Below are 23,157 nucleotides of genomic sequence, written 5' to 3'. Positions count from 1 at the left end.
ATCCAAGATTGCCATCTAAATACTCGGTTACAAGTTTTATTTTAAATTCCTCACTATATTTAGCCACAAAAACACCCCCAAAAGTTAGTTTTCTACTCTAACTTTTGGGGGTCGATACCAGCGGGCTCTTTTTCCATTCGACAAATAACTACAAGAATCGGGCAGTGACAGGCACCAGATAGCCCCGCTACCCTCTCTCCCCCACCCCAACGCTTAATTCAGATCAAACTCTTCAGCAATTTCCGCCATTTGATATGGCATTCTTTCATCGTTCATAACATTCTTAGCATTATTATAACGGGTTGGGTTTACTTTTCGAACTTTCTCCCCACCTTTTCGATTGCTAACTTCTCGCTTCGCTTCGTACCCTACATAAGAGGGATACGCCGGTACTTCAATCTCCTCTTTTCGACGACTGTTCTTGTTGCCCTTAGAAGCCATTCCAGTCCATTGATCTTTTAAACCAATCGCCACATCTGACCCTTTTAACAGAGCTTTTCTAGCACCTTTTCTTGCGCGAGTCGAAAACGTGAGCAATAAAATCGCTGCAGTTAGTAAACTCCACACGCCGTTCCTTTTTTTCCACATCACTCATAACCTCCTAACAAATGGTTTTACTCCTTACTTAGTTTCTACAAAATTCCATGTATTATTCCTACAACGATCTCATACTCAGTAAAAAGTTATAACTACACGAAAAAGAACCTCAATGAATCTGAGGCTCTATCATTTCTTCTCTGAAACCGTACATTGGGTCAACAACGTTTCATTAAGTATACTTTAAATCGAGTCCGTTATTATAAACTACTCTGCCGGACCTTCAACCTTATAAAGTGCTTCTCCAACACTTTATTTACTTCTGCAGCCTTCTCTAGCGCTACCGAATGACCTGCTCGCCCCACAACTTCACAACGACCATTCTCGACCGCCTTCGCAATGTTCTCTGAAAGTTTAATTGTGTACGCATGATCCTGTTCACCTGCAACAGCAAGGACAGGTACGGTTACGCCTTCAAGTTCCTCCAGTACGCTATTTCGGTGGATAACCTGATGAGCAGCGTCTCCGATCGACGGCTCAAGCTTTTTCATATAGTCTCTCCAGTAATTACGCTCTCTTTCGAATTCCATTGAACCAAGCGAAGCATCACCAAACATGATGTACATCAGCGTATCCACAACTTCCTCCGCCCCATTCTTCTGAAGCTGTGTAACAAGCGGTTGGAACTCTTCTTTCTTATACTCTGCTTCCCCAGAGCTTCCAAGTACCACGCACGAATGGAGAAGATCCGGCCTTCTAGCCGCAATTCTAAGCGCAATAAAGCCTCCCATCGAATTTCCGATAAAATGACATTTCTCAATCCCTAGACTCTCAATTAATGCAATAGCATCATTTGTAAGCGTATCCATATCGAGGTTTTCTAAAGAAGACCGACCGCTATTTCCCTGTCCGCGGTGATCGTAACAAATGACTCGATAATCTTTTGAAAAGTGTTCCATCTGGTGTTGAAACATATCCGAATTAAAAAACAACGAATGACTAAAAACCAAAACTGGGGCATCCTTTGGACCATAATCTTCATAATAGAGCGGTGTTTCGTTCACTTCGATAAATGACATCGGTAACCCTCTCCTTTAATATGAACTTTGTTATGGTGTATCCTCTACAAGGTTCGCTACCAGTTTGCAAACCCCTCTTTTCATATCCAATAAGCTCGAAATAAGTGTAAGAAATCACTCGACAAATAATGCCAAATATCGGGCGGTGACAGGCACCCGCGAACCCGCGACTCACAAACTCCCAACCAAAGACACAATTCTCTTAAATCCCATTGACCTTCTTTCCATAACAAGGTACCTTTAATATGACACTAATTCTCACAGTCGTTTAATTTGTATCATACAAGGAGGCAACCGTATGGCAATTTATTCAGAACGAGAAACGTGGAATACGAAGCAAATGCATGCCCACCAATTAAAGAGCTTAAAACGCACCGTGACAAACGCCTATCAAAACGTCCCTTTCTATCAGGAAACTTTTAAAGAAGTACATATGACCCCGGACGATATCGAGTCCCTAGACGACCTGCGCCGTCTTCCCTTCACCAAAAAACAAGACTTAAGAGAGAACTATCCTTTCAACATGCTCGCTTGTCCAATGAAAGATATCATTCGAATCCATGCTTCGTCTGGAACGAGTGGAAAACCAACCGTGGTCGCATACACAAAGAATGATATTGAACATTGGGCACATATCGTCGCAAGGTCCATCGCACTCGCTGGCGGCCAAAAGGGAGATATTCTTCATAACGCCTACGTTTATGGCCTCTTTACAGGTGGGCTCGGGCTCCATGCTGGCTCAGAGCGTTTGGGCTGCGCGACTGTTCCGATTTCAGGTGGGAACACCGCCAACCAAATCACCCTCATCCAGAATTTCAAACCTAAGATCATATGCTCTACCCCTTCTTACCTCCTAAATATAGGTGAAGCGATGATGATACAGGGGATTGACCCTGCCACTACTTCTTTAAAATATGCCATACTCGGTGCCGAACCCTGGTCAGAAGAAATGAGGTTTCAAATCGAAAAATTATTCCAGTTAAAAGCATCTGATATCTACGGGCTAAGTGAGGTAATGGGACCCGGTATCGCGATGGAATGCGTGGAATGTCAGGAGGGCCTCCACATTGCAGATGATCACTTTCTCGTTGAAGTGATCAACCCAGATACGCTCAAACCAGTTGATGACGGCCAATATGGAGAGCTTGTTTTCACTAGTCTTACGAAAGAAGCCTTGCCTACCATTCGCTATCGCACAGGTGACATCGCATCCATTACAAGAGAAAAGTGTCTCTGCGGGAGGACAACAACAAGAATGAGTCGAGTAAAGGGGCGTATTGATGATATGCTCATTATTCGTGGCGTCAATGTGTTCCCTTCTGAGATTGAACAATATATTTGTGACCTAGAAGAACTTGTCCCTCATTATCAAATTCACCTGCAGAAAAAAGGACACCTCGATCATGTGACATTGCACGTCGAAGTATGTGAAGAATTCTATGGAAAATTGCAGGACAAGGAAGACTTTACGCACCCCCTCGCCACCGACCTTACAAATCGCATTAGAAAAACCTTAAAAATGAAAGCGCTTATATCAGTAGACGTGAATTTAAAGTCGCCAAAATCCATCCCTCGTTCTGAAGGAAAAGCAAAGCGCATCGTTGACGACCGATCTCGAGCTTCTATATCCCCTAACTTCACGATCTAGAAAAACCCCAATAGAACAGGCTGGCGCATCGCCAGCCTGTTCGACATTTATTTACATTTATCGGGTGGTGACAGGCACCATTCGCGACCATTCTACCTCAAGTACTCCTCCAGCACACGCTCATTATCCTTCATATACCGCGCAATAGTCTCCCCAACATACCGTAAGTGCCAGGGTTCATATTTATATCCGGTTACGCTTTCTTTCTCTTCTGGATAGCGAATAATAAAACCATACTCATGGGCATGTTGAGCGACCCAGCGTCCTTCATCCGTGTTTGCAAATGCTTCAACTAATCCATAATTCACATCAGGACTTGTAACATCCATCGCTAAACCCGTTTGATGCTCACTATGTCCGGGCTTTGCGCTGACTCGATTGGCATAAGCTTCACCATATTGATCTACGAGACGGTCGTGAATTGCTTTTTGACGTGCGTAGGAGCGATAGCCGGACTGTGCATATAAATCAAGCCCTGCTTTTTCTGCCGCCTGGAAAAGCTCTTCTAGGTGAGGAACTGCAATAGCGTTCATGTTGCGCTTTTCATGGTCTTCTCGAAAAGGAAATGGAACGTCAGGCTCTCTTATGTTAGGAACATAATCTGCCGGAATACCTCTCTGCTTATTAACTAGTAAAAGCTGAATTGGCAATGAAAGTTCTGTTCCAACGTACTGATCGATCGCTCCAGTGCCGCCAAGTATACGAAATGATTTCACTCCATTTTCATCAATAAATAGTTTCGTAGCGTTAGGAACATAGTTTTTTTCAATCAGCATGAGCGGATCATTTGTTTTCGCTGCTAATACGGAGCCTGCTAGAGCGTCTGCGAAGTCAAACCCTGTAGCAACATAAAGCTGATCAGCGTCTTCTCGTCCAAATTCATCTGCTACCGCTCGTGATGTTTCAAATCGATCACTTCCTGAAATTCGCTTAGAAGAAGAGATTGCTTTTTCGACGGACGCGCTGATCACACCTTCCCCGCCTATAAGATAATTTCTGCTCGTTTCGTTTATTAATTTCTGTGAAGCAGCAGGAAGTTTTCCTTTTGTTGTTAATAAAATCGGATATCCTTCTCGAGCGGCATAAGCCGAAATGGAGAGTGCATCTGGAAAATCTTCACCGCTCGCGACAACAGCGGTATCATATGCATCTAATTCCTTAGCAATTTTAGCCGCCGTTTCGTAGCGATCTTGTCCAGATATCCGCTGAACCGCTAAATCCATCTCTTCGTTTAGATGCCGTTCCACTGAATCAGATATCGCACCTTTCCCACCAAGAATAAACACTTTACGCGCACCTAATCTAGCAATCTCCTTCGCTGTCTTACTTGATATGTATGTAGAAGAAGTTAATAGGATTGGCGCATTTTCTTGATACGCTAGCGGAGTGCCAGCCAATGCATCAGGAAAGTCATTGGCTCTCGCTAGAAGCACAACATCACTTCCATTAGGCCATCCTTTTTTAGCCACTTCGACCGCCGTTTGAATACGATCTTGCCCTGAAATACGCTCCATTTCAATCGCACTCGCTACTCTTGGAAATACTAGTGCAAGAAATAGAAAACTAACTCCTATTATCAAACCTTTTTTAGAATACGTTCCGATCATCTCATCACCTCGATGAACAATTCCCTTTTATAGCATATGCAAACGTTCACTATAACGAAAAGTTAGGAGATTAAACTTTCAAAAAACCTCAATGCATCATCACATTGAGGTTTTTTGAGCATCATTTCATTCTAACAATCACTTTCCTTCTAAAACCACTTCTGGCACCCGATTTGTAGCCTTCCTTTTCCTAGCTGGTACTGTCACAATGTACTGATTCAGTGGAAGAAGTTGAATTCCGCGAATAACTAAAATACTGGTCACTAGGACTAGGCCAAAGATTATTGGAAAAGTTGCCGTGGTCCACGCTCCATCTGGAAGTGATCGCGAATAAAAGAAGATAACCAGAGGATGAACCAGATAGATGCCCATCGATAAATTCCCGAGCATTTCAAAGAACTTTTCAAGCCACTCTACTTTTCGAAGGGATTGATACATGCCAATAACGGCCACGGTCATCACCGGGATATTCACCATGTTGGCCCATCTGTTATTCGGAATTGAACCTTTCAACTTGTACTCATAGACGGCTATAACGACTAATCCACCAAAAACAACATAGCCAAACCAGTCTATTTTCTTACCTATTCGCTGAATAGACTCCCAATGATAAGCAAGGAATCCACCAAAAATAAAGAAGAACACCCACTTCGTAAAAATAGCTCTCTGCGTTAAAAGCTCCGATATAAGATTTGTTGTTTCAGGCGAATAGAAACTTACAAAGTAAATATTAAGACATAGAGCTGAAACAAGTAGAATCCACCAGCCGATTTTTGATTTCACAAGTTGGAGAATAGGAAAAATGAGATAGAATTGAAAAACGATCGACATGAAATAAAGATGATAATAAGATTCTCCCATCGCAAAATCAACAAGAAAGCTCTTCCAATCCGTGTAGATTTCCGCACCCAAAACGACCTTCATAAAAACAAGGTACAAAACACTCCAGATCAGAAATGGCATACCGATCTTTACCATACGAGAATGATAGAATCGCTTCACATCAAACCCCTTATTTCGAACCTGTAGAAATAAAAGAAAACCACTAATTACAGCAAAAATCGGTGTTCCAAATCGGCCAATCTGATTAAAGAACTGCGTTATCTCATTAAATTCATTCCCATGCTTGCCATAGTAATTAGCTGAAACATGGACAAATAATACAAATATACAGGCTATGGCTCTCAGGAAATGAATTTCATTTATATATTGATTTGCTTTCTGCATTTACTCACATCCATTTGAAAATTTAATTCCACCAAATTATATAACCGTTCTACTAGTAAATGGAGATTCCTGAAGATTATTTACACAAAATTAACGTCGCTGTAAAGATTCACTAGCAACGTAAAAAGCTCTTTCCCAAACTTAGGAAAGAGCCTTCTCTCGACATTTATTGACATATACCGGGTGGTGACAGGCACCATTCGAACCATACGACTTGCTCAATCGGTATCTTTTGAATTCCATTTTTATTGGAAACATCTCGACCATTCGGCTAATAAAGAGTGTGGTACCTAGAACAACAGAGTAAACAAGAACGATATATTCATGACTAAACATGGATTCTGGCATGACATTAACAAAAGTGAAAACAACTACAGGAAGTGCAAGATAAATTCCAAAAGCGCTTTTCCCAATTGCTGCAAGGAAAATATCTAACAAAACTACCCTCTCCACAAATGGATAGATCACGAGTAAAGAAACTGTCACAAGAGGGATAGCGACCATCATCCATCCCCCTTCAGTCATGCCACCGTTAAGATCAACAACTGTGAGTCCAACCAAGACGAGCATGATCGCAAATCCAACCGAGTTCAACTTCTTCGCTAGCATTTGAACCTTCTCTCCGTAATGAGCTAGAAAGCTACCAAATACAAAGAAAAAGATCCAATTTGTAAGAAAGGCTGGATGTTCTAGAACGGCTTGAACCGTCGTTGTTCCTGAAAAATAGCCATGAAGTGCGAAATAAGTAATTAAGCCAGAAGCGGCTAGCATCAACGCCCACCCTGTTTTTGATTCAACGAGTTTCAATAACGGATAAAGAAGCAGAAATTGTAGAACAGCTATGACAAAAGACAATGTATAGAAAGCTTCATCCACTACTGCATTAAAAGGAAGTGCTCCCCAACCAGTAACTAGACTTTCTCCCTCGATCATCTTCATCAAGACGAAGTAGAATGAACCCCACAATGCAACAAGCAAAATCATTTTCAAAATAACGGAGCGACTGAAAGATTTCTTTTCAAACTGTTGATTGCCGACTTTATGAAATACAAATGCACCAACGATCACCGCAAAAGCTGCGATGCTAAATCGACCACTTGTATGAGAAAAAGACGCTATTTCTGAAAAAGCTTCTTTTAAAGCAAACATCTCAAACACCTGCACACCTACTAAAATCAAACAGGCAATCGCACTAAGAAAATAGATTTCATTTAGACCATTTCTCGTTTTCTGCATGAGCTCACATCCTGTTATGGTTTGGCTTGATTTCTACCTCCATTATAAAGATGAGTGGCTCGCTGTGGAGGGTGTGTGGGGAATCTTTACAAAAGATTAATAACAGTGACATGTAGGATTTACTTAGGGTGGAGGATTATAAAGAATGATTTTCATTTACTTGTTAAGCCAGCGTTTATTTAACTTTAATCGCTGGACTTAGAATTGAGAGTTTTCATCAGATGTTATTCACAGATGAAAACTCCTTTTTCTATGCACCTCATTCCTAAAAAATCAGTTGTCCTACAGCGACTTAATTACTTATCTATTACTCCTTCGCCAAACATCGATAATTCGACAAGTGACAGGCACCAATATTTTTTTCACCCCCAATGCCCCTTTTCGCTCTTTCCAAACGATATATAGAGTGAAAGGAGGTGATCAACATGGCAACAGCTTCTCTCATGGATACGCAGCTTCGCCTTGTTCTTGAAGTAGGCGTTGATGAAAACGGCAAATCAATCTTTCGTAGCAAGAACTTCAACAACGTGAAAACATCCGCTACGCCTGATGCTCTCTTCGCAGTCGCTTCAGCGCTAGCACCGCTTCAACAGCACAACCTGTTTGCAGTCGAGCGCAATGACTCTTCTGATCTTCAGGCGTAAGCAACAAGAGCAGCACAATTACTAAGAAAGGAGGATACCAATTATGGCGAAAACACTTGAACTTCAATTCAATACACGTGACAATAAACCATTTTCCATCACACTCACTGATCCAGTTGAACCCGTCAATCCAGTAACCATTGCCGCAGCAATGGATGCGATCATCATGCAGAACTGCTTCACAACAAGCGGTGGTGATGTTGTGGCTAAGAAAGGCGCGCGCATTATTGAACGGAACGAAAACGACATTATCATTGGCTAATTGATTTTGAGGAAGGGCAATTGTCCTTCCTCTTTCATCCGTGCCAAACAGAAGAAGGGAAATGAATGGAGTCCTGAATGATGCTCGAGGTCGGTTTTCCGGTGTTGGTGACGCTCTACCTTTTACACCGCATTGAGCAAAAGCTTGATACGCTGAACGATACAATTTTACAAATCACCCCAACGCCAATACTTCGGACAAGCCTATAGCACCGTCACCGTAGAAATTTATGAAAGAATGTGAGGTTCATCCACCAGATCGGCTGAATCTCTTTTTCTTCCCTCTTCTCATACATATGCTTTTTTCAACCAGATTCCTACATAGACAACTTCATACCGACAAACCGCTTCCTACCTTTTTTAAAAGAAAAGCATGTGAGGTTTCTTTAAGTGCGCGGCGCGTCAGAACGTGGAATGCCTACCACACGTTCGAAAACAAAACTTGTCAGGTAAGCTGAAGCCGATGCAGAAAATTCAGCGTTCCCACAATTCCCGCAGTTCCCGGTTTCTGTGGTGGGAAGCTATGGCGAGAACGGCCTTAACGGTTCGGGTAGGTAACCAGGTGTACTACGGTACAGGTAGCAGCGCGCAGATGACGCACATTGGACTGGTTTGATGTGTAGAAAGCGCGCTGTTGAAGAAATTCAAGCGTTCAAATCGGGTGATACGGTGGAAACCTCAGAAGGTCTCAGTCTACTTCAGTATGAACGTCTGCTTTTACAGCGCTGATGCAACTTGTCAGTGCTGTAAAGGTAGTCATTCTTTGTCCAATGTTTCCTATCTGATCTAGTTCCTTCAGTCAGGAAAGGCGTTAGAAGTCAAGAGCTGAATCAAGAGATATGAAAAGATTTATCTTTCAAATGAAACAGAGAGGGGTAACAAGTTATAAGAAAAGGGGAAGCGGGTCAGATTTGGAGGGGATTGTAGCGGAAGGACGCTTAACTTAATAAAAGAAAAGATAAAACAACTTCCTCATAAAATGTTAAAAAGCATCACTAGGAGTTCCCCAGTGATGCTCCAAGCAGGCTGATACGGACGTGCTCTAATTTATTTCTTCAACCAAAAATTAACCTCATTCCGATCAAACGGCTCATACCCTTGGGCAGCACCCCAGTTCACCATATGCTCATAGTCAGGATGATTAGGATCACGAATAATATGGAGAAATTCCTTAAAGCCGCCTTCTCCACCAACATCTTCTGGAGGGGCATTACCTTCTCCATCAAGACAGACTGGAACATTCGAATGAGCGGTTTCAATGACTTTTTCAACCTCAATCTTATGCACCCAGTAATCACCATAGTCATACGTATACACCATTTGTGAAGGCAGATAATCCGATAGTTTCTTCCCTGATTCTAGAACCATTGGTGTCTCTCCTTGAAATTCAAAGGCATGTTCACTGCTGACTAAGTTCACGAGCGGCTGCTCATTTTCAGTCGAATAAATCATAAAATCATGAAGATGGCTATCCATCCATCCGAATGCAGCTTGGAGGATGCGATGAAAATGGGAGAAAGTCGTGTTTGTTGGAATCCTTAACCTTCGCCAAATCGTATAATCGCTAAGTTCGAGTGTTACTTTTAATTCAACGGCCTCCGTACTAAAAATCGGGCCTCCAGAAAGTTTCTCTAGATCCTTATATAATTCCTCATTTGGATGAATGTAGCTATTTTTTCCGTTGCCATACATCACACGACTAACCCACTGACTCAACTCCTCTTGAAACAGCGAGTCAGGATCAATCATATCTTCACCAAATTCAACATTTTCACAAGCTTTGTTTAAACGGGCAACCGTTGTCGGATTTTTTGTTTTTGCATAAGAGGTATTTCCTACGTTCTGAATCAATTGATCAATGATCTCCTGCTTAATCCCTTCTGCTTCAAACGCTCGTTCTATTCCTTCTAGCAGCAGTACGTCCAACTCCTTGAGATCTTTTGCTTTCACACCGTATAACACAATCGCATAGCGGTTTTGGTCATTCGTAAAAACCACGACCTTCTTACGACCAAGTTTAATCAAGTTAGCATGCCAGGAATGTAGCGGATCTTCATCCACCTCCGTCACAACATCAACCTTTAATTCTTGCAATAATTTCTTGGTGCATTGAATTAACATAGTAAACTCCTTTATCGACAAATTCTTACAAATCCCGGGTGGTGACAGGCACCTTTAGCGCCTTTAACGGCAACAACACACTAACAGTTGTTCCCACTCCTAGTTCACTATCGAATTCAATCCGTCCACCGTGCTCGTGAACGATTTTATAGCAAACCACTAATCCTAATCCTGTGCCCGCTTCCTTATTCGAGAAGAAAGGATCACCCAAGTGCTTTAGCCGTTCTTTCGAAATGCCTACCCCTTGATCGGAGATAGCGATCCGAAATGTCTCGCCTTCTTGGCTCGTTTGAATCGTTAACTCTCCTCCATCTGGCATCGACTCAATCCCATTTTTTATTAGATTGATTAAGACCTGTTTGATTTGATTCACTTCACACTCCACAAGATCTCGTACTTCGTGAAGGTCTTTCTTAATACAGACATTGTTTATACGCGCCTGCGAGTTCATAATCGATAACGTATCACAAATAAGCGTTGTAACATTTGCCTGCTGATAGGTGACAGCTTGAGGCTTTGCAAGGGATAAGAACTCTGAAATGATATTTTCGATTCGATTCATCTCAGACAGCATCAACTCGTGAATCTTCCCATCAATTTTCCCTTTGTATAGTTGAATAAATCCTTTTACTGCCGTTAATGGATTCCGAACCTCGTGGGCCACTGCGGCTGCTAGTTGTCCAATAACCGAAAGCTTTTCGGAACGAATCAACAACTCTTCCGTTCGTTTTCTATCACCGATATACCGCGTAAACGCTGAGATCGCGAGCACATTTCCCTCCTGATCTCTAAGCGGAGAGTACGTTACGCTAACCTCCAATAACCTGCCATCTTTATGCTTTCGAACGGCTTCATAACCAATGATCTCTTTGCCACTTGTCACTGTATCACATATGGACTTTGCTTCATCGCGTTTTCCATCAGGATAGAGCTCAATCATATGACGTGGCATTTCCTCTTCAGAATACCCATAAAGTTGTTGAAATGCCAAGTTCGTTTTTAACACTTCTCCGTTTAAGGTAATAACAGAAATTCCGTCAGCACTATTAGAAAAAATCGACTCCAAAAGCTCTTTTGTTTCAATTAAATCTTCTTCTACCTTCTTCCGATGTGTGATATCCCGACCAATCGTAATCAGATAACCTCTTTCTCCTTCGCCTAAAGGACCGGTTGCTTTGACAATATCAAACGTTCGTTCTTCTCCATTATGTAAAAGCTGATGTTCGAATTGAATATTAGATGCATTGTCCTTTGTCAACTCAGAGGGAAACGTCTCTTTTAAAAGAGGGAGAGAATCCCACTTCGCACTCCCAATTTCAGCAAACGTTTTGCCTACTACATCCTGGCCTTCTAAGTTAAAAAGTTTCTTCGCATAGTGATTCATCTCTAGTATCTGGCCATTATGGTTTTGAAAAACGACAAATTCCGGCATAGAATTGATGAGAGAACGAAGAAGTCCTTCTTGTTTAAACGCTTCTTGCTGCGCCAATTTATAAGCAGTAATATCTTTTAATATGTTGTAGGCACCAATGTACGACTGGTGAATTCTAATTGGAATTGTTTTAACTTCGATATAAATGAGGTCCCCATTTTTATGAGTGATGTTTGTTTCATAGACTTGTGCTTTTCCCCGTAATGCCTTACTCGTATAATATTTTATTCTTTTTAATTCTTGAAATGAAATATTCTTTTCATATGTATTTATGATTTCGCATCTTTCATAACCAATCATAAATTGAAGAGATTGATTAATATCGGTAATATGTCCATCCCGGTCAACAAAAATAATACCGTCGGGGTTTTCAGCAATTAGAAAATCATGTTTTAAGTGCAGTTCACTCAACTCTTGCTTCATATTTTCTTCATGATTCGAGGTTAATGTTTTGATACAAACGAAAAGCATAAGGTTTTCTTCCAAATAGGAGATTTCAATAAGATGAGCTTCCTTGTCCAAAACCGAAGTGAAGGTCACTTCGATCGAGTTTTCTATTGAAGACCCATTGAGTTCCTTCATAAAATGTCGAGCAGAATGATCAACCATCCATATTTGATCAATACAATAACTTTCTTTATCATCATCTTTCGGGAGAATCTTTTTCCCTTCTTCGTTACAGTAAATCACAGCGCCCTCTAAATCTACTACGAATAAAGGGAGGGGAATTCTACCGTAATATTTTTCATAACTCAAAGCGCCCACACCCTCCAAAATTTGCCTTTCATTCCTTTTATTATCTCATATTTTATAATTGATGTAAGGCTTCACAAAAGAAATAAACCGCTGACTACAGCGGTTTACTCTTTCCCTCAATTAACTTAGAGATAGCAGGCGCTCTTCCTACATACGAAACGATTAATCAAACGTTTGTTTAACGTCAACTTAACGGTCTGTATCAGAAACTCGCTTAACCTCTTGAAGCAATGGCTCATAGAGATCCGAACCTTTTTTCACGTAATGAAGTTCCTTCACTCCTAGTACTTCAAGTGAATGGCACCGCTTTGTTTGTTATACCGCAACCCATCTAAAAAAAACGGATTTCTCTGTTTCGGAAACTTTTAATTTCATCATGATCGCTCAATCCCTTTCTTTAGTAGTGCTCCTCAATAAATGCCCGCTCTTCATCTGCAGACAATAACCGACTCGCCTTTCCAATTGATCCGTTTTTCAAGCTCCAGAGCTCATTATGAACGTAAACTGCGTTTTCAAAATTTCCGTTTTTCCATTTCATTAACGCTTGCTCATATAAATCGTAATGTTCATACTCTCCCGTACCTTCGACTTGATCCAGAATGGCAAGCATGTCGGCAATACGCGCATCGGTCATTTCAACGAGCGTCCATTTCTCTTCTGCATAAACTTTTTGATGCGTCATCCCGTGTAGCGTGTTCATAAAATGCTGCTCACTCGGAATATCCTCATTCGCTGTGGAATTTGACCCCTCATCAATATAGCGTTCCTGATCAATCCCCTCTGAAGCTTCTGCTGCTCCCTCATCGGACGCTTCACTTACTTCTTTTTCTTCTAGCAAACTCGTATTCATATCTGAGATAAACCAATAGCCAAGCCCAAGAGTTAGAAAGACAATGGATATGATTGAAATGAGTATTGTTTTAGTGGATGGCATGTTGTAGACAACTCCTTAGTATGATTGTTCGTTCAATTTATCTTCTCGAGCTAAATCTATGATTCCAGCAAGGTTAACGATGCTTCGCTTAAGGAGGACATATTGTTGCTCTAGTTCTTTCGCTTTTTCCACATTATCATCTTCCATAGAAGCGGATTCACTTGCTAAATTTTCAGCATTTGTATAAAATTTGTCGATCTCGCTTTTTAATGCGGGAAGTTCATCAGAATAGTTCAATGCTAGTTCCATTCGGTCCCTGATCAATGAACTCTGAGTATAAATCACTTTAATCCCGTCATCATTGACGGCCAAAGTGAAATTCCCTTTTTCATCGTTGAAATGTGTCGTACCAGAAGGTGTAGGTTTATCTTCCAATTCAGAGGCCATTGCATGTATAGATCCCATCACTACGCCCATATACTGTTCCTCTGTAGGAAGAGGGCGTTCCGAAACATCTGTGCTCCCCTCTCCCAAATCGATACTTGATATGTAGCCCGTATCTTTTGAAAAGCTAAAGCCATTCTCATATTTAACTTCGGATTCTTCCGCTATTACGCGATTTTCCTCTGGCAACTCCCATTCCAATAAATAATCATAAATTTTTTGGTAATGCTCATCTGGAAATTTTCGTTTATCAAATTCAGCTTGTTCGTTCTCTAATTTTTTCTCTGATTCATTTTCATCGTCACCTACAGATTCATCCGATTGATTAAAATCTTCCTTTTCCGTACTCTGTTCTGTGCTAAAGAAATCAGAAAAACTAGTAGACCCAAGAATAAGTATCAGAAGTAAACAAGTAACAATAGATAGGGCCGGAACAAAGCGTCTTGTTTTCCGCTTGGAAGAACGACTATGAATCACTTTGTAATAAATCCGCTCCTTCTCCTCCTCACTCACCTCACCCTTCTTCAAAACCGTCTCATCCATATCCTTACGAAGATTTTTCAGCTTGTCCTCCATCTACTCAACCTCCTTATAAAGCTCACGAAGTTGCAATTTAGCACGCCTTAATCTCGTTTTGATCGTCTCTGTTTTAATCCCTGTTAGCTCTTTTATTTCTTGAAGACTTAAATCTTCATAATAAAATAAAATGATCACTTCTCGATAGTTCACTGTTAGTGAAAGCACCTTCTCGGAAATCTCTTCCCCTTCGCTTTTTTGAACGAGAATCTCATCAAGTCCAGTGCCCACCCCCACCTTTTCGTCCCCGCGAAAAGGAATCATCGACCTGAACCACTTACTCTTCAAATAATCTTTGCAGCGATTGACGGTAATTTTAAATAACCACGTTTTATAACTGCTGTCTCCCCTAAAACGGTCGATGTTTTTAAAACAAGAAATAAACACTTCCTGCGTAATGTCATCGGCTACCGCCCAATTTTTCACATATGTAAAAGCAAGGCGCTTGATCGGCTCTGCAAAATCATCGATCAACTCCTTGATTAATTCATTTCTTTCAAACTCATTCTCTCTAATTTTCTCCCCCAACGAGCTCCCCCCTGGATTTCCCTGTATGATAGACGACCAACTTCCCAAAATCGGTTCAAAAACTTCATTTTTTTAATGGATAAAAACCAAATTTACCGTAAAATGGTTTAGCTTCAAAACTATAACACAAAAAAGAATCACAAAAAGCATAAGCGCTTTTTGTGATTCTTCGCGTGTGATCATACTTATAGGTTATTAATCAAACGTTTGTTTAACCTTTCAAAACCTTCATGTTCTTCTCCATATACGCCCAGTTCTGCGGAAACGGAAACCGCAATCGCCAATAAGTAGCCCCCAGCAGATCATAGGCTTGCATTTGTTTATATTTCTCTTTGATACTTTGAATGTCTTCGAACCAAACCACATGCTCCTGACCCATTAAGTTATAGCTGTAAGTTGGAGCTTGAGCTACATTGTTGTATTGAATAGGAAGCCACCCGTCAATCGCACGATTTTGCGCATTTTCCACCGGAATCATTTCGGCTGGCTTCTCCTGCGCTGGCAATGACCAATCGTAGCCGTAAAGACTCATCGCCATCATCACTTTGCGAGCGTTTATCTGACTCGTCGCATACATCAACATCTCTTCCACCCACCAGACGGGGGCAATCGGATCCGGTGGGCCAATCGCATAGCCATAGTCAATTGTCATCACCGAAACGATGTCCACGATCTCCCCTACGGCTCGATAATCTAGAAAGCCAACCAGTCGATTTGTCGGCAAATCGCTGCTTTTCGCGTGCGCATTAAGTTGGAGTGTCAGATTGCCAAGCCCCTTCTTTAGCTCTTTTAAAAATGACGTAAAATCATTTCGTCTCTCTGGTGGCACGAATTCGAAATCAACGCTAACCCCTGCATATCCCTTTTCCTTTACTATTCTTACGAGATTTTGAATGAGCGTTGCCCTTTTCTCCTTATTCTGAAGGACGGTACCAGCTAACGCAGCACTAAACATTTGGACATCATAATTACTAATAACAAGCAAAGGTTTGATATTCAACGCCTTCGCTTGTTTTAAAATGGCAGCATCATTGATTGAAATTAGCTCTCCTTCTTCCGTAAAAGAATACGTGAACACTGCTAAATAAGTAATCGAACCGCTCAGATTGTTTAACGTTTCTACATAAGGTGAACCTTCGATTGCATCGAAAAAGACGAGCGTTTCCATCTGATATTTTTGCATCGTTGGAATGTTAATTCTTGCACCGATTGGGAGAGCCGTCGGATTCAACATCGGGTTTGCAGCAACAATCGCTTGAACGGAAGTCTTATACTGTTGAGAGAGATTCCAAAACGTGTCGCCCTGTTTAAGCTGGTAAAATCGTTCAGGTAGATCCTGATCCGGGATATACAGGTTTAATCCTGGAACAAGTCGATCAGACACAAGTCCGTTCACCTTCTGTATTATTGAAATCGGCACACCATAGGCCAATGAAATACGCCAAAGATTATCCCCACTTACCACCGTATGAACCGCCATTGAATCTCCTCCCAAATATGCAGCAGGCTATACTGTTAGTCTATTTTGGGGAAGAGGGGTTCATGAATAGTCGAGGAACCTAAGTCATTCTAATTCCAAACACCCTTCGACAATTCGTGACATACTTCGGGCGGTGACAGGCACCGCTTGAAACAGGCACCGCTTGACCGCTTGAACCGCTTGAAAACTTGTACACAAAAAGCGTCTTACCTCATTCCCCTATGAAGTAAGACACTTTCCTACTATCGTGTTCACCGCTCTCTTCCCCCACTAATCCTCGCAATCACTTCTTCAATAAAAATAAAAAACACCGTTCGCGTTTTTTCAAACGGAAGCAAGTCGCTATCTTGATTAAACTTTGATAAATAGAATATATAGTCCGCCATCGAGTCTAGTGTATTCACATACTCTTCTAAAACCAACATGATCGTGGCACCATTCTTCTTCGTTTCAGTGAACAAATTTTTAAAAGAAGAAAATTTCCCTGTCACAGATAGAACAATCAGAAGCGTATTTTCATCCGCCAGGCGACTCGCAAAATCCTCACTTTGAGCGACAGTTACATTTTTATCAGAGGAAACGGTTAACTTATAGCCGAAATACTCCGCACTAATAAATGATGGACCGAGACCGTAAATGATGATCTTCTTATATTTTTGAAAAACGGAAACAAAATTCTCAACTAACGCAGGATCAAAGTTTTCTAGGAACTGCATTAAACGGTCGATTTCACTCGACTTCTTTCGCTTTTCTGTATATATTTGCTGTCCACTGAAGTAAAGCTTGTACTGCTTAAAGTTATCAAAACCTAATTTCCGCACGAGCTTTGATACTTTTGATGGGGAGACCTCACACAGCTTAGCGGCATCAATGATTTTCAATTTATCATTTGTGGCCACAACTTCTGAGAGCTTCCCATGAACTTCTTCTTCTAATTTCGTTAAATGCTTCGTATCTAATTGAATCATTAGGTATCCTCCCGCCTCCTTTCACTCGAAGTAAGCACTCCATTCAATTTTTTCACATTAATTATCTTTACTATACTCGCCCAAATAATGTTGCTCTTCTCTACTAGTCTATCTTCTCATGCATCTATTTTCCACCATCACGTCGCTCGTCCAAATAAACAAGAAGATCCTACACAAAACAATCGTAATTTTCACTCGAAAATTACGATTGTTTTTTCTATTATTAGAATAGATTTCGTTTCCTATACTGCGCTTCGATGGGACTCTTGTTCAGTATGGGCAACGTTTCTATTAACTGTCGTTTTAAAAATGACTGTAATGAAGATACCCAATACACCTGCTACTGCACTAAAGATGAAGTAAGCATTGTAGCCACCTGCATCTCCAAAGGTTGAAAGCATCAAGCTCATCACGAGCGGTAATAGAATATCTGGTAAGTAACCAACAAATGAAACTAAACCAATAGAAAGACCAAGCACGTCATCATCAATGTCACAATCGCCGAGTAAGGCCCAATAAAGACCTCTGATTGTATAAACCGATAAACCACTTAAAATAATCAGTGCACCAAAATAGAAATGAGGCAAGGTTGTCGGCAAAATTGAAACCGCTGTCAAAAAGAGCGTAGCTAATCCTAAGGCAATAATAAGAATACTGCTTTTACCAAACTTATCTCCTAAGAATCCTCCGACAACGCCGCCAATCGGACGCATCCATAGCATGGTTACCGTGATTGTCCCTACAATAGAAGCACTCATGCCAACATTCGTTTCTAAGAATCCACCAAAATAATACACTGTCCACGTTACAATGTAGCTCATGAAAATAATACCACCAAGTAACCAAACAAATTTGTTACCGAAGACTTTTTTCAAAGTCGCTAAATTAAGTGGCGCTCCCTTTTGCTCAGTTTTCTCTGCCTTTTCAGGTTCCTGATGCGCATGATCTTCCACATCAACAAAAAGCATAATCAGAATAGAAACCGCAATGAGAACCCCCGAATATAGGTAGATCACATTTACTAACGCCTCTTGTTTATCCGCTACAGCTGTACTTGATCCGAGTACGCGTGAAAAGATAAACACCGCAATACTCGCGAGTGTTGCTTCAACAACGCCCCGACCACCGTCCAAAATTCCGAAAAAACGTCCTTCTTCTTCTTTTTTGGAAATAAGTTTAACAAGTTTTAAATGAGCAGCCCAGAAGGTTAGTACAGAGAAAATCCCCCAAATGGCAAAAATGAGAATGACAACTGGATAGCTTGGCACTTGCGCAAACCAAATGCCAGCTAGCCCTACAAATAATAGCGAAACAGAAATGAGTTTCTTAGCGGAAAACCGATCCGAAATCCACCCACTTGGAAAATAACCAATGATAAACGCGACACCTAAAACCGAGAAAATGCTGTTTAATTGCGATAAGCTCATCCCGTACACTTCTAAAATCGTTCCTTGATAATTGGTTCGAAGGTAAATGAGCGGGAAAATAGCACCTGCCGCTAACACAATAAGCATAAATTGAAAATATCGTTTCAGATTACTGGATTTCATAAGAATCATCCATTTCTTATTTAAAAATCGGATAAGAAAGTTTGAAAATTTCATCCGTATGCTTTCTCACATGCTGCACAACTGTTTCGTTTAACGTCTTGTAGAAATCGTGATTCTCCGAATTCGGCTTAAACGTTTTTTCCGTTTTCACCATTTGCTCGATCGCTTCAGAAAAATCATCGTAAACACCCAAGTACTTCGAAGCGCTAATCGCCGCACCTAAACAGGCGCTGCTGCTTCCCTTACGTCGATGCACTGGTAACCCAAACAAGTCGGCCATGATCTGCATGATCACATCGCTCTTCGAACCACCACCAATGACGACAACTTCATTCAATTCCACATCGATTTCTTCTAACATATCGTCGATATTGTTTTTAATATTGAATGAGATCGCTTCCAAGATTGATCGGTAGATATGATACCTGGAATGTCGCTGATCAAAGCCAAGCATAAGTCCTTTTCGATAGGGTTTATCCGGAGAAGCAAGCCAATCAAGTATCGTAATCAAGCCATCACTACCAACCGGAACTTCTTCTGCCTTACGATTTAAGAACTCTTCTTCTGAAACCCCTAATTTAGATGCTTCTGTGACAAGTTCTTCGCCAATTAATTTCTTAAACCAACTAACCGTCCACAGTCCTCGTCGAATCCCATTTGTTTCATAAACATATTTAAATGGAATCGATGCAAACGTTGGGAAGAAGTTTTGCGCATCTTCGTAATAGTTGTCTCTCAATAACATCGAAGAAATAAAGGTTCCGAGGGAGATCATGATTGAACTTTCGTTTTGAATACCGGACCCCAATACTTCCACCGCTTTATCGTTCGATGTAGCTACCACAGGAATTCCTTTCGTTAAACCTAACTCCTCCGCGAGCTCATTGCGAATAGAACCGAGCTTTTCACCTGGTTTCACAAGATTGAATAGCATATCTCTTCGTAAGCCGTTCGCTTTAATTACGTCGTTATCTGTTGACCAATCTAACGTGTCACGATCAATTGGCCAAAAGACTTCCTGATTTCCTGCTGTATCATTGTATTCTCCCGTTAGCTGTAATCCTAAGTAGCCAGAAGTTGTCGTCACATACTGCACGCGATCGTCTTCATGCTCATACGGTTTTGATAATCGAGCATCCATCCAGCTAATCGCCGGTTGGGCTAGATGACCGTCTTCATTTAGTAAAACGCGGCAGCATCGGATCGTACATAACCCGATCGCTTCGATTTCTTTCGGATTCCCCTCAAAATTTGCTAAACAGTTTTTCATACCATGATAAACACTATCCCATAAGTCGTCATCCGGATGAATAACGACGCCCGGTTCAGGCGTTAAGGTTTCCCTTAATGCCTGTGAACCGTAGGCGACTTCATTCCCTTCTAGATCTAAGATCACTACCTTTGTACTTTGTGATCCATTATCAATCCCCATGATGTATCGATTCGCCATGGTTTCCCTCCTCTTAGCTTCTAATGTATTTTTTCACTTCGCTAGGTTGAGGGAAAATCGTTCCGTGGTTCATGATTCCTTTTGGATCAAACGCTTCTTTAAGCTTTTCTAACATATAGTAAGCAGAGCCGTGCTCTTCTTTTGTCCATTCAGAACGGTACTTCCCAATACCATGGTGGTGACACATAGAGCCACCAAGCTTCAATGTTTCTTCAATAATGATTTGGTGAATCGGATGGTGATAAATGCGCATTTCATCTTCTGGTGCACAGTTAATCGTGTAGTTGTAGACGAAATACATATTTGTACCGTTAAGATAGCTATGAGAAGAGTGACCTCCTAGCATCGTAAGCTCATCTGCACGATCAAATTCATTTTTAATCCGTTCAATCACGTTGTTGTAAAGCTTTGGAATTGTTCCCCAATCCGCTGACACTTCTGTTGTAAAACCATCATGCGTATTGTGGTCGATCATATCTTGAATTTCACGCTCGATACGGCTTTCATCCCAGTTCAGGTTGTTGAACCACGTTTCAATGACTGAGGAATCAACCTTTTCAATTACCCCATCCTTGAACGTTTCAACAGCTTCTTGAATGCCCGCATTCGTTGCCTCTACAATACCTTTAGGGCCTTCTGCCATAAAGATCAACACGCATTTATTATCATAGAAATGTTCAAAATGCTGTCTCGCATCTTCTTCCGAATACACGCGCGCAACGGATGGGCGATAGCCGTTCACCATTACTTCTCTTAAAATCTTAATACCTGTTTCAACGTCTTTTACAAGATAGCCATGGAAGTTATTATTCTCCGGTGTGTATTTAAAAATCTTCACCGTTACTTCTGTGATATAACAAAGTGCTCCTTCATTCCCAATCGCAATGTGGCGAATATCCGGGCCACCAGAACGTCGCGGAACGTTCTTAATCTTTGAAACTTGTCCTTCTGGGAAAACACACTCAAGACCAACAACCATATCTTCAATTGCACCGTACAAAGTGGATAGCTGACCAATACTTCTTGTTGAAACGAGACCACCATATTGCGCAACTGGTTTGGACTGCGGTGAGTGACCAGTCGTATAGCCCAATTTACGTAGCTCATCTTCAAGCGTTTGAAGTTTAACCCCAGATTGAACTGTCGCTTGCATGTTATACGTGTCCATTTTAATAATCTCGTTCATCTTAGATCCGTCGATGACGATGGTCGTTTCTTTCCAGTTCTCAAGACCACCCTCAGTACCAGTCTTTCCGCTTCTTGGAATCACGTTAATGTTATTTTCGTTACAGAACATAAGAAGTGTTTTCACTTCTTCCGTGGAATGAGGAAAAACAATGGCAAGTGGTGCTGGAACATCAAGGACATTTTTCGTTTTCGCGTACTTCTTGTAACGATCCGCTGATGCATCGTAAAGCGCCTCTTCCTTTGTCACGATTTGATCCTCAGAAAGTAGAGACTTCAACTCTTCTAATAGGTTTTTCATAAATGATTCTCCTTTTTTATTATGATAGTTTAATAGAAATTATCGTACGAGATACCCGCCGTCGACATTCAGTAATGTCCCGTTCACATAGTTAGACGCGTCAGATGCTAGAAAAACAACCGCTCCCATCAGATCCTGGATGTTCCCCCAGCGATTTGCCGGAATGTGATCGAGTACGCGCTGATTGCTTTCAGGATTTTCTCGCGTATTTTTTGTCACGTCTGTTGCAAAGTACCCAGGCGCAATGCCATTCACTTGAATGTTATATTGAGCAAGTTCATCACAATACGCTTTCGTAAATCCAGCCAAACCATGCTTTGTAGCGGCATAAGCTGGCGACCATTGTCCACCGAGATAAGAAAACAGGGAGCACGTATTAATGATTTTTCCACTTTGTTGTGGAATCATATGTTTTGCTGCTTCGTGAGACAGTTCAAACGGAGCATTTAAATTTACCGACACCATTTTATCCCACTGCAGTCTAGAGAATTTCGTAACGTCAGGTTCATTAATGTTAATGCCCGCATTATTGATGAGAATATCAATCTTTCCAAAAACACTTAAACATTTATCAATAATCTGCTTACAGACGCCTTCTTCAGTTAAGTTTCCAAGCATTAAATGATAGTTAACGCCTTCTGCTTCGATTAATTTCTTCGTTCTATCGTTATCTTCTTCCATACTTACCGCGAAGATATGAGCTCCTGCTTTGGCTAATGCAAGCGCAAATCCTTGCCCTAGTCCTGAATTGCCACCAGTAATAATGGCAACTTTTCCTTTAAGATTAAAAAAATCCATATTAAAATCCGTGATCTTATTTTGTTCCGGGTTCATACTAAGTTGTGCCACCCTTCAGATAATTTTATCTTTTCTTTAACTAGGTTCATTCTAATCCTACAAAAGATGAAAATCAAGCGTTTTCAAAGAAATTTTTCTTAAATGCGTATAGTTAACTAATTTAAAGGAAAATTTTCTTGTTTATTAATCGTTAAACCTTCTCTTACTAACCTATTATGTAACATAGCGGACTACCTATTTCCATATAAAGGTAAAATAAGGCATATCTCTATCATTATTATTCTTAAAAAGTCAGGGTCAATGATTGGGATTGCTTCTAGTAAGTGATTCTTATTAATAATGAGAACATTTTTCAAAAAGGTTCTTTTGTTTAAAATTTATTATCTCAATATATTAATATAGGAATTTATTGGGTGCATAAACCCTTTTAAAACCATATTTACTGGTAATCTTAT

Annotated in this window: 20 protein-coding genes; 4 read left to right on the top strand and 16 right to left on the bottom strand. The window is 40.9% G+C overall.

Features of this window, described 5'->3' with window-relative positions; all coding sequences use genetic code 11:
* Window positions 1-213: 213 nt before the first annotated feature.
* Entirely contained in the window at window positions 214-588 is a 375-nt protein-coding gene (locus LCL91_RS09290; protein WP_224881896.1) for a hypothetical protein, read from the bottom strand.
* 209 nt (window positions 589-797) lie between these two features.
* On the bottom strand, window positions 798-1,616 hold the full coding sequence (locus LCL91_RS09285) for an alpha/beta fold hydrolase (RefSeq protein WP_224881895.1): 819 nt from the start codon (window positions 1,614-1,616) through the stop codon (window positions 798-800).
* 298 nt (window positions 1,617-1,914) lie between these two features.
* Between LCL91_RS09285 and LCL91_RS09280 the strand changes: the two genes are divergently transcribed.
* On the top strand, window positions 1,915-3,264 hold the full coding sequence (locus tag LCL91_RS09280; RefSeq protein ID WP_425589671.1) for an AMP-binding protein: 1,350 nt from the start codon (window positions 1,915-1,917) through the stop codon (window positions 3,262-3,264).
* A gap of 92 nt (window positions 3,265-3,356) precedes the next feature.
* Here LCL91_RS09280 and LCL91_RS09275 read toward each other — a convergent pair whose 3' ends face one another.
* The 3 genes from LCL91_RS09275 to LCL91_RS09265 all read right to left on the bottom strand — a co-directional run bounded on the left by LCL91_RS09275 (window position 3,357) and on the right by LCL91_RS09265 (window position 7,334).
* Window positions 3,357-4,871: a cell wall-binding repeat-containing protein gene (locus tag LCL91_RS09275; RefSeq protein ID WP_224881894.1), complete on the bottom strand. Its 1,515-nt coding sequence runs from the start codon at window positions 4,869-4,871 to the stop codon at window positions 3,357-3,359.
* Between the two features lie 138 nt (window positions 4,872-5,009).
* Window positions 5,010-6,098 (bottom strand): acyltransferase, encoded by a 1,089-nt coding sequence (locus LCL91_RS09270; RefSeq protein WP_224881893.1) that lies wholly within the window; start codon window positions 6,096-6,098, stop codon window positions 5,010-5,012.
* Window positions 6,099-6,239: 141 nt separating this feature from the next.
* Window positions 6,240-7,334 (bottom strand): acyltransferase, encoded by a 1,095-nt coding sequence (locus LCL91_RS09265; protein WP_224881892.1) that lies wholly within the window; start codon window positions 7,332-7,334, stop codon window positions 6,240-6,242.
* A 425-nt stretch (window positions 7,335-7,759) separates the two neighbouring features.
* On the opposite strand from LCL91_RS09265, the gene LCL91_RS09260 reads away from it, so the two are divergent.
* The 3 genes from LCL91_RS09260 to LCL91_RS09250 all read left to right on the top strand — a co-directional run bounded on the left by LCL91_RS09260 (window position 7,760) and on the right by LCL91_RS09250 (window position 8,449).
* Entirely contained in the window at window positions 7,760-7,978 is a 219-nt protein-coding gene (locus tag LCL91_RS09260) for a DUF1659 domain-containing protein (protein ID WP_224881891.1), read from the top strand.
* A gap of 43 nt (window positions 7,979-8,021) precedes the next feature.
* On the top strand, window positions 8,022-8,240 hold the full coding sequence (locus tag LCL91_RS09255) for a DUF2922 domain-containing protein (protein ID WP_224881890.1): 219 nt from the start codon (window positions 8,022-8,024) through the stop codon (window positions 8,238-8,240).
* Window positions 8,241-8,317: 77 nt separating this feature from the next.
* On the top strand, window positions 8,318-8,449 hold the full coding sequence (locus LCL91_RS09250) for a YvrJ family protein (RefSeq protein ID WP_224881888.1): 132 nt from the start codon (window positions 8,318-8,320) through the stop codon (window positions 8,447-8,449).
* An 837-nt stretch (window positions 8,450-9,286) separates the two neighbouring features.
* Here the strand turns inward: LCL91_RS09250 and LCL91_RS09245 are convergent.
* From LCL91_RS09245 to LCL91_RS09195, 11 genes are all read right to left on the bottom strand, one after another.
* Window positions 9,287-10,360, bottom strand: a complete 1,074-nt coding sequence (locus LCL91_RS09245) for a plasmid pRiA4b ORF-3 family protein (protein WP_224881885.1) — start codon at window positions 10,358-10,360, stop codon at window positions 9,287-9,289.
* 25 nt (window positions 10,361-10,385) lie between these two features.
* Window positions 10,386-12,548: a PAS domain-containing sensor histidine kinase gene (locus LCL91_RS09240; protein ID WP_224881883.1), complete on the bottom strand. Its 2,163-nt coding sequence runs from the start codon at window positions 12,546-12,548 to the stop codon at window positions 10,386-10,388.
* Between the two features lie 397 nt (window positions 12,549-12,945).
* Window positions 12,946-13,482, bottom strand: a complete 537-nt coding sequence (locus LCL91_RS09235; protein ID WP_224881881.1) for a DUF6241 domain-containing protein — start codon at window positions 13,480-13,482, stop codon at window positions 12,946-12,948.
* Between the two features lie 15 nt (window positions 13,483-13,497).
* Complete coding sequence (locus LCL91_RS09230; protein ID WP_224881879.1) at window positions 13,498-14,442, bottom strand: hypothetical protein; 945 nt, start codon at window positions 14,440-14,442, stop codon at window positions 13,498-13,500.
* Window positions 14,443-14,970, bottom strand: a complete 528-nt coding sequence (locus tag LCL91_RS09225; protein ID WP_224881878.1) for a sigma-70 family RNA polymerase sigma factor — start codon at window positions 14,968-14,970, stop codon at window positions 14,443-14,445.
* 211 nt (window positions 14,971-15,181) lie between these two features.
* A complete protein-coding gene (locus LCL91_RS09220) occupies window positions 15,182-16,450 on the bottom strand; it encodes a glycosyl hydrolase family 18 protein (RefSeq protein ID WP_224881877.1) in 1,269 nt (422 codons plus the stop codon).
* 251 nt (window positions 16,451-16,701) lie between these two features.
* Window positions 16,702-17,418 carry a MurR/RpiR family transcriptional regulator gene (locus tag LCL91_RS09215; RefSeq protein WP_224881876.1) on the bottom strand — a complete coding sequence of 239 codons (717 nt, stop codon included), beginning with the start codon at window positions 17,416-17,418 and terminating at the stop codon, window positions 16,702-16,704.
* A 242-nt stretch (window positions 17,419-17,660) separates the two neighbouring features.
* A complete protein-coding gene (locus tag LCL91_RS09210) occupies window positions 17,661-18,968 on the bottom strand; it encodes an MFS transporter (protein ID WP_224881875.1) in 1,308 nt (435 codons plus the stop codon).
* A gap of 16 nt (window positions 18,969-18,984) precedes the next feature.
* Window positions 18,985-20,418: an FGGY-family carbohydrate kinase gene (locus LCL91_RS09205; RefSeq protein ID WP_224881874.1), complete on the bottom strand. Its 1,434-nt coding sequence runs from the start codon at window positions 20,416-20,418 to the stop codon at window positions 18,985-18,987.
* Between the two features lie 13 nt (window positions 20,419-20,431).
* Window positions 20,432-21,904, bottom strand: coding sequence for an FAD-binding oxidoreductase (locus LCL91_RS09200; protein WP_224881873.1), 1,473 nt, complete (start codon window positions 21,902-21,904; stop codon window positions 20,432-20,434).
* A gap of 39 nt (window positions 21,905-21,943) precedes the next feature.
* A complete protein-coding gene (locus tag LCL91_RS09195) occupies window positions 21,944-22,738 on the bottom strand; it encodes an SDR family oxidoreductase (RefSeq protein ID WP_224881872.1) in 795 nt (264 codons plus the stop codon).
* Between the last annotated feature and the right edge of the window lie 419 nt (window positions 22,739-23,157).

Origin of the sequence: Guptibacillus hwajinpoensis, assembly GCF_020171785.1 — a bacterium.
Lineage (GTDB): Bacteria > Bacillota > Bacilli > Bacillales > Guptibacillaceae > Guptibacillus > Guptibacillus sedimenti.
The sequence above is the reverse complement of the archived record's forward strand: the minus strand, read 5'-3'. Positions and strand labels throughout refer to the sequence as shown.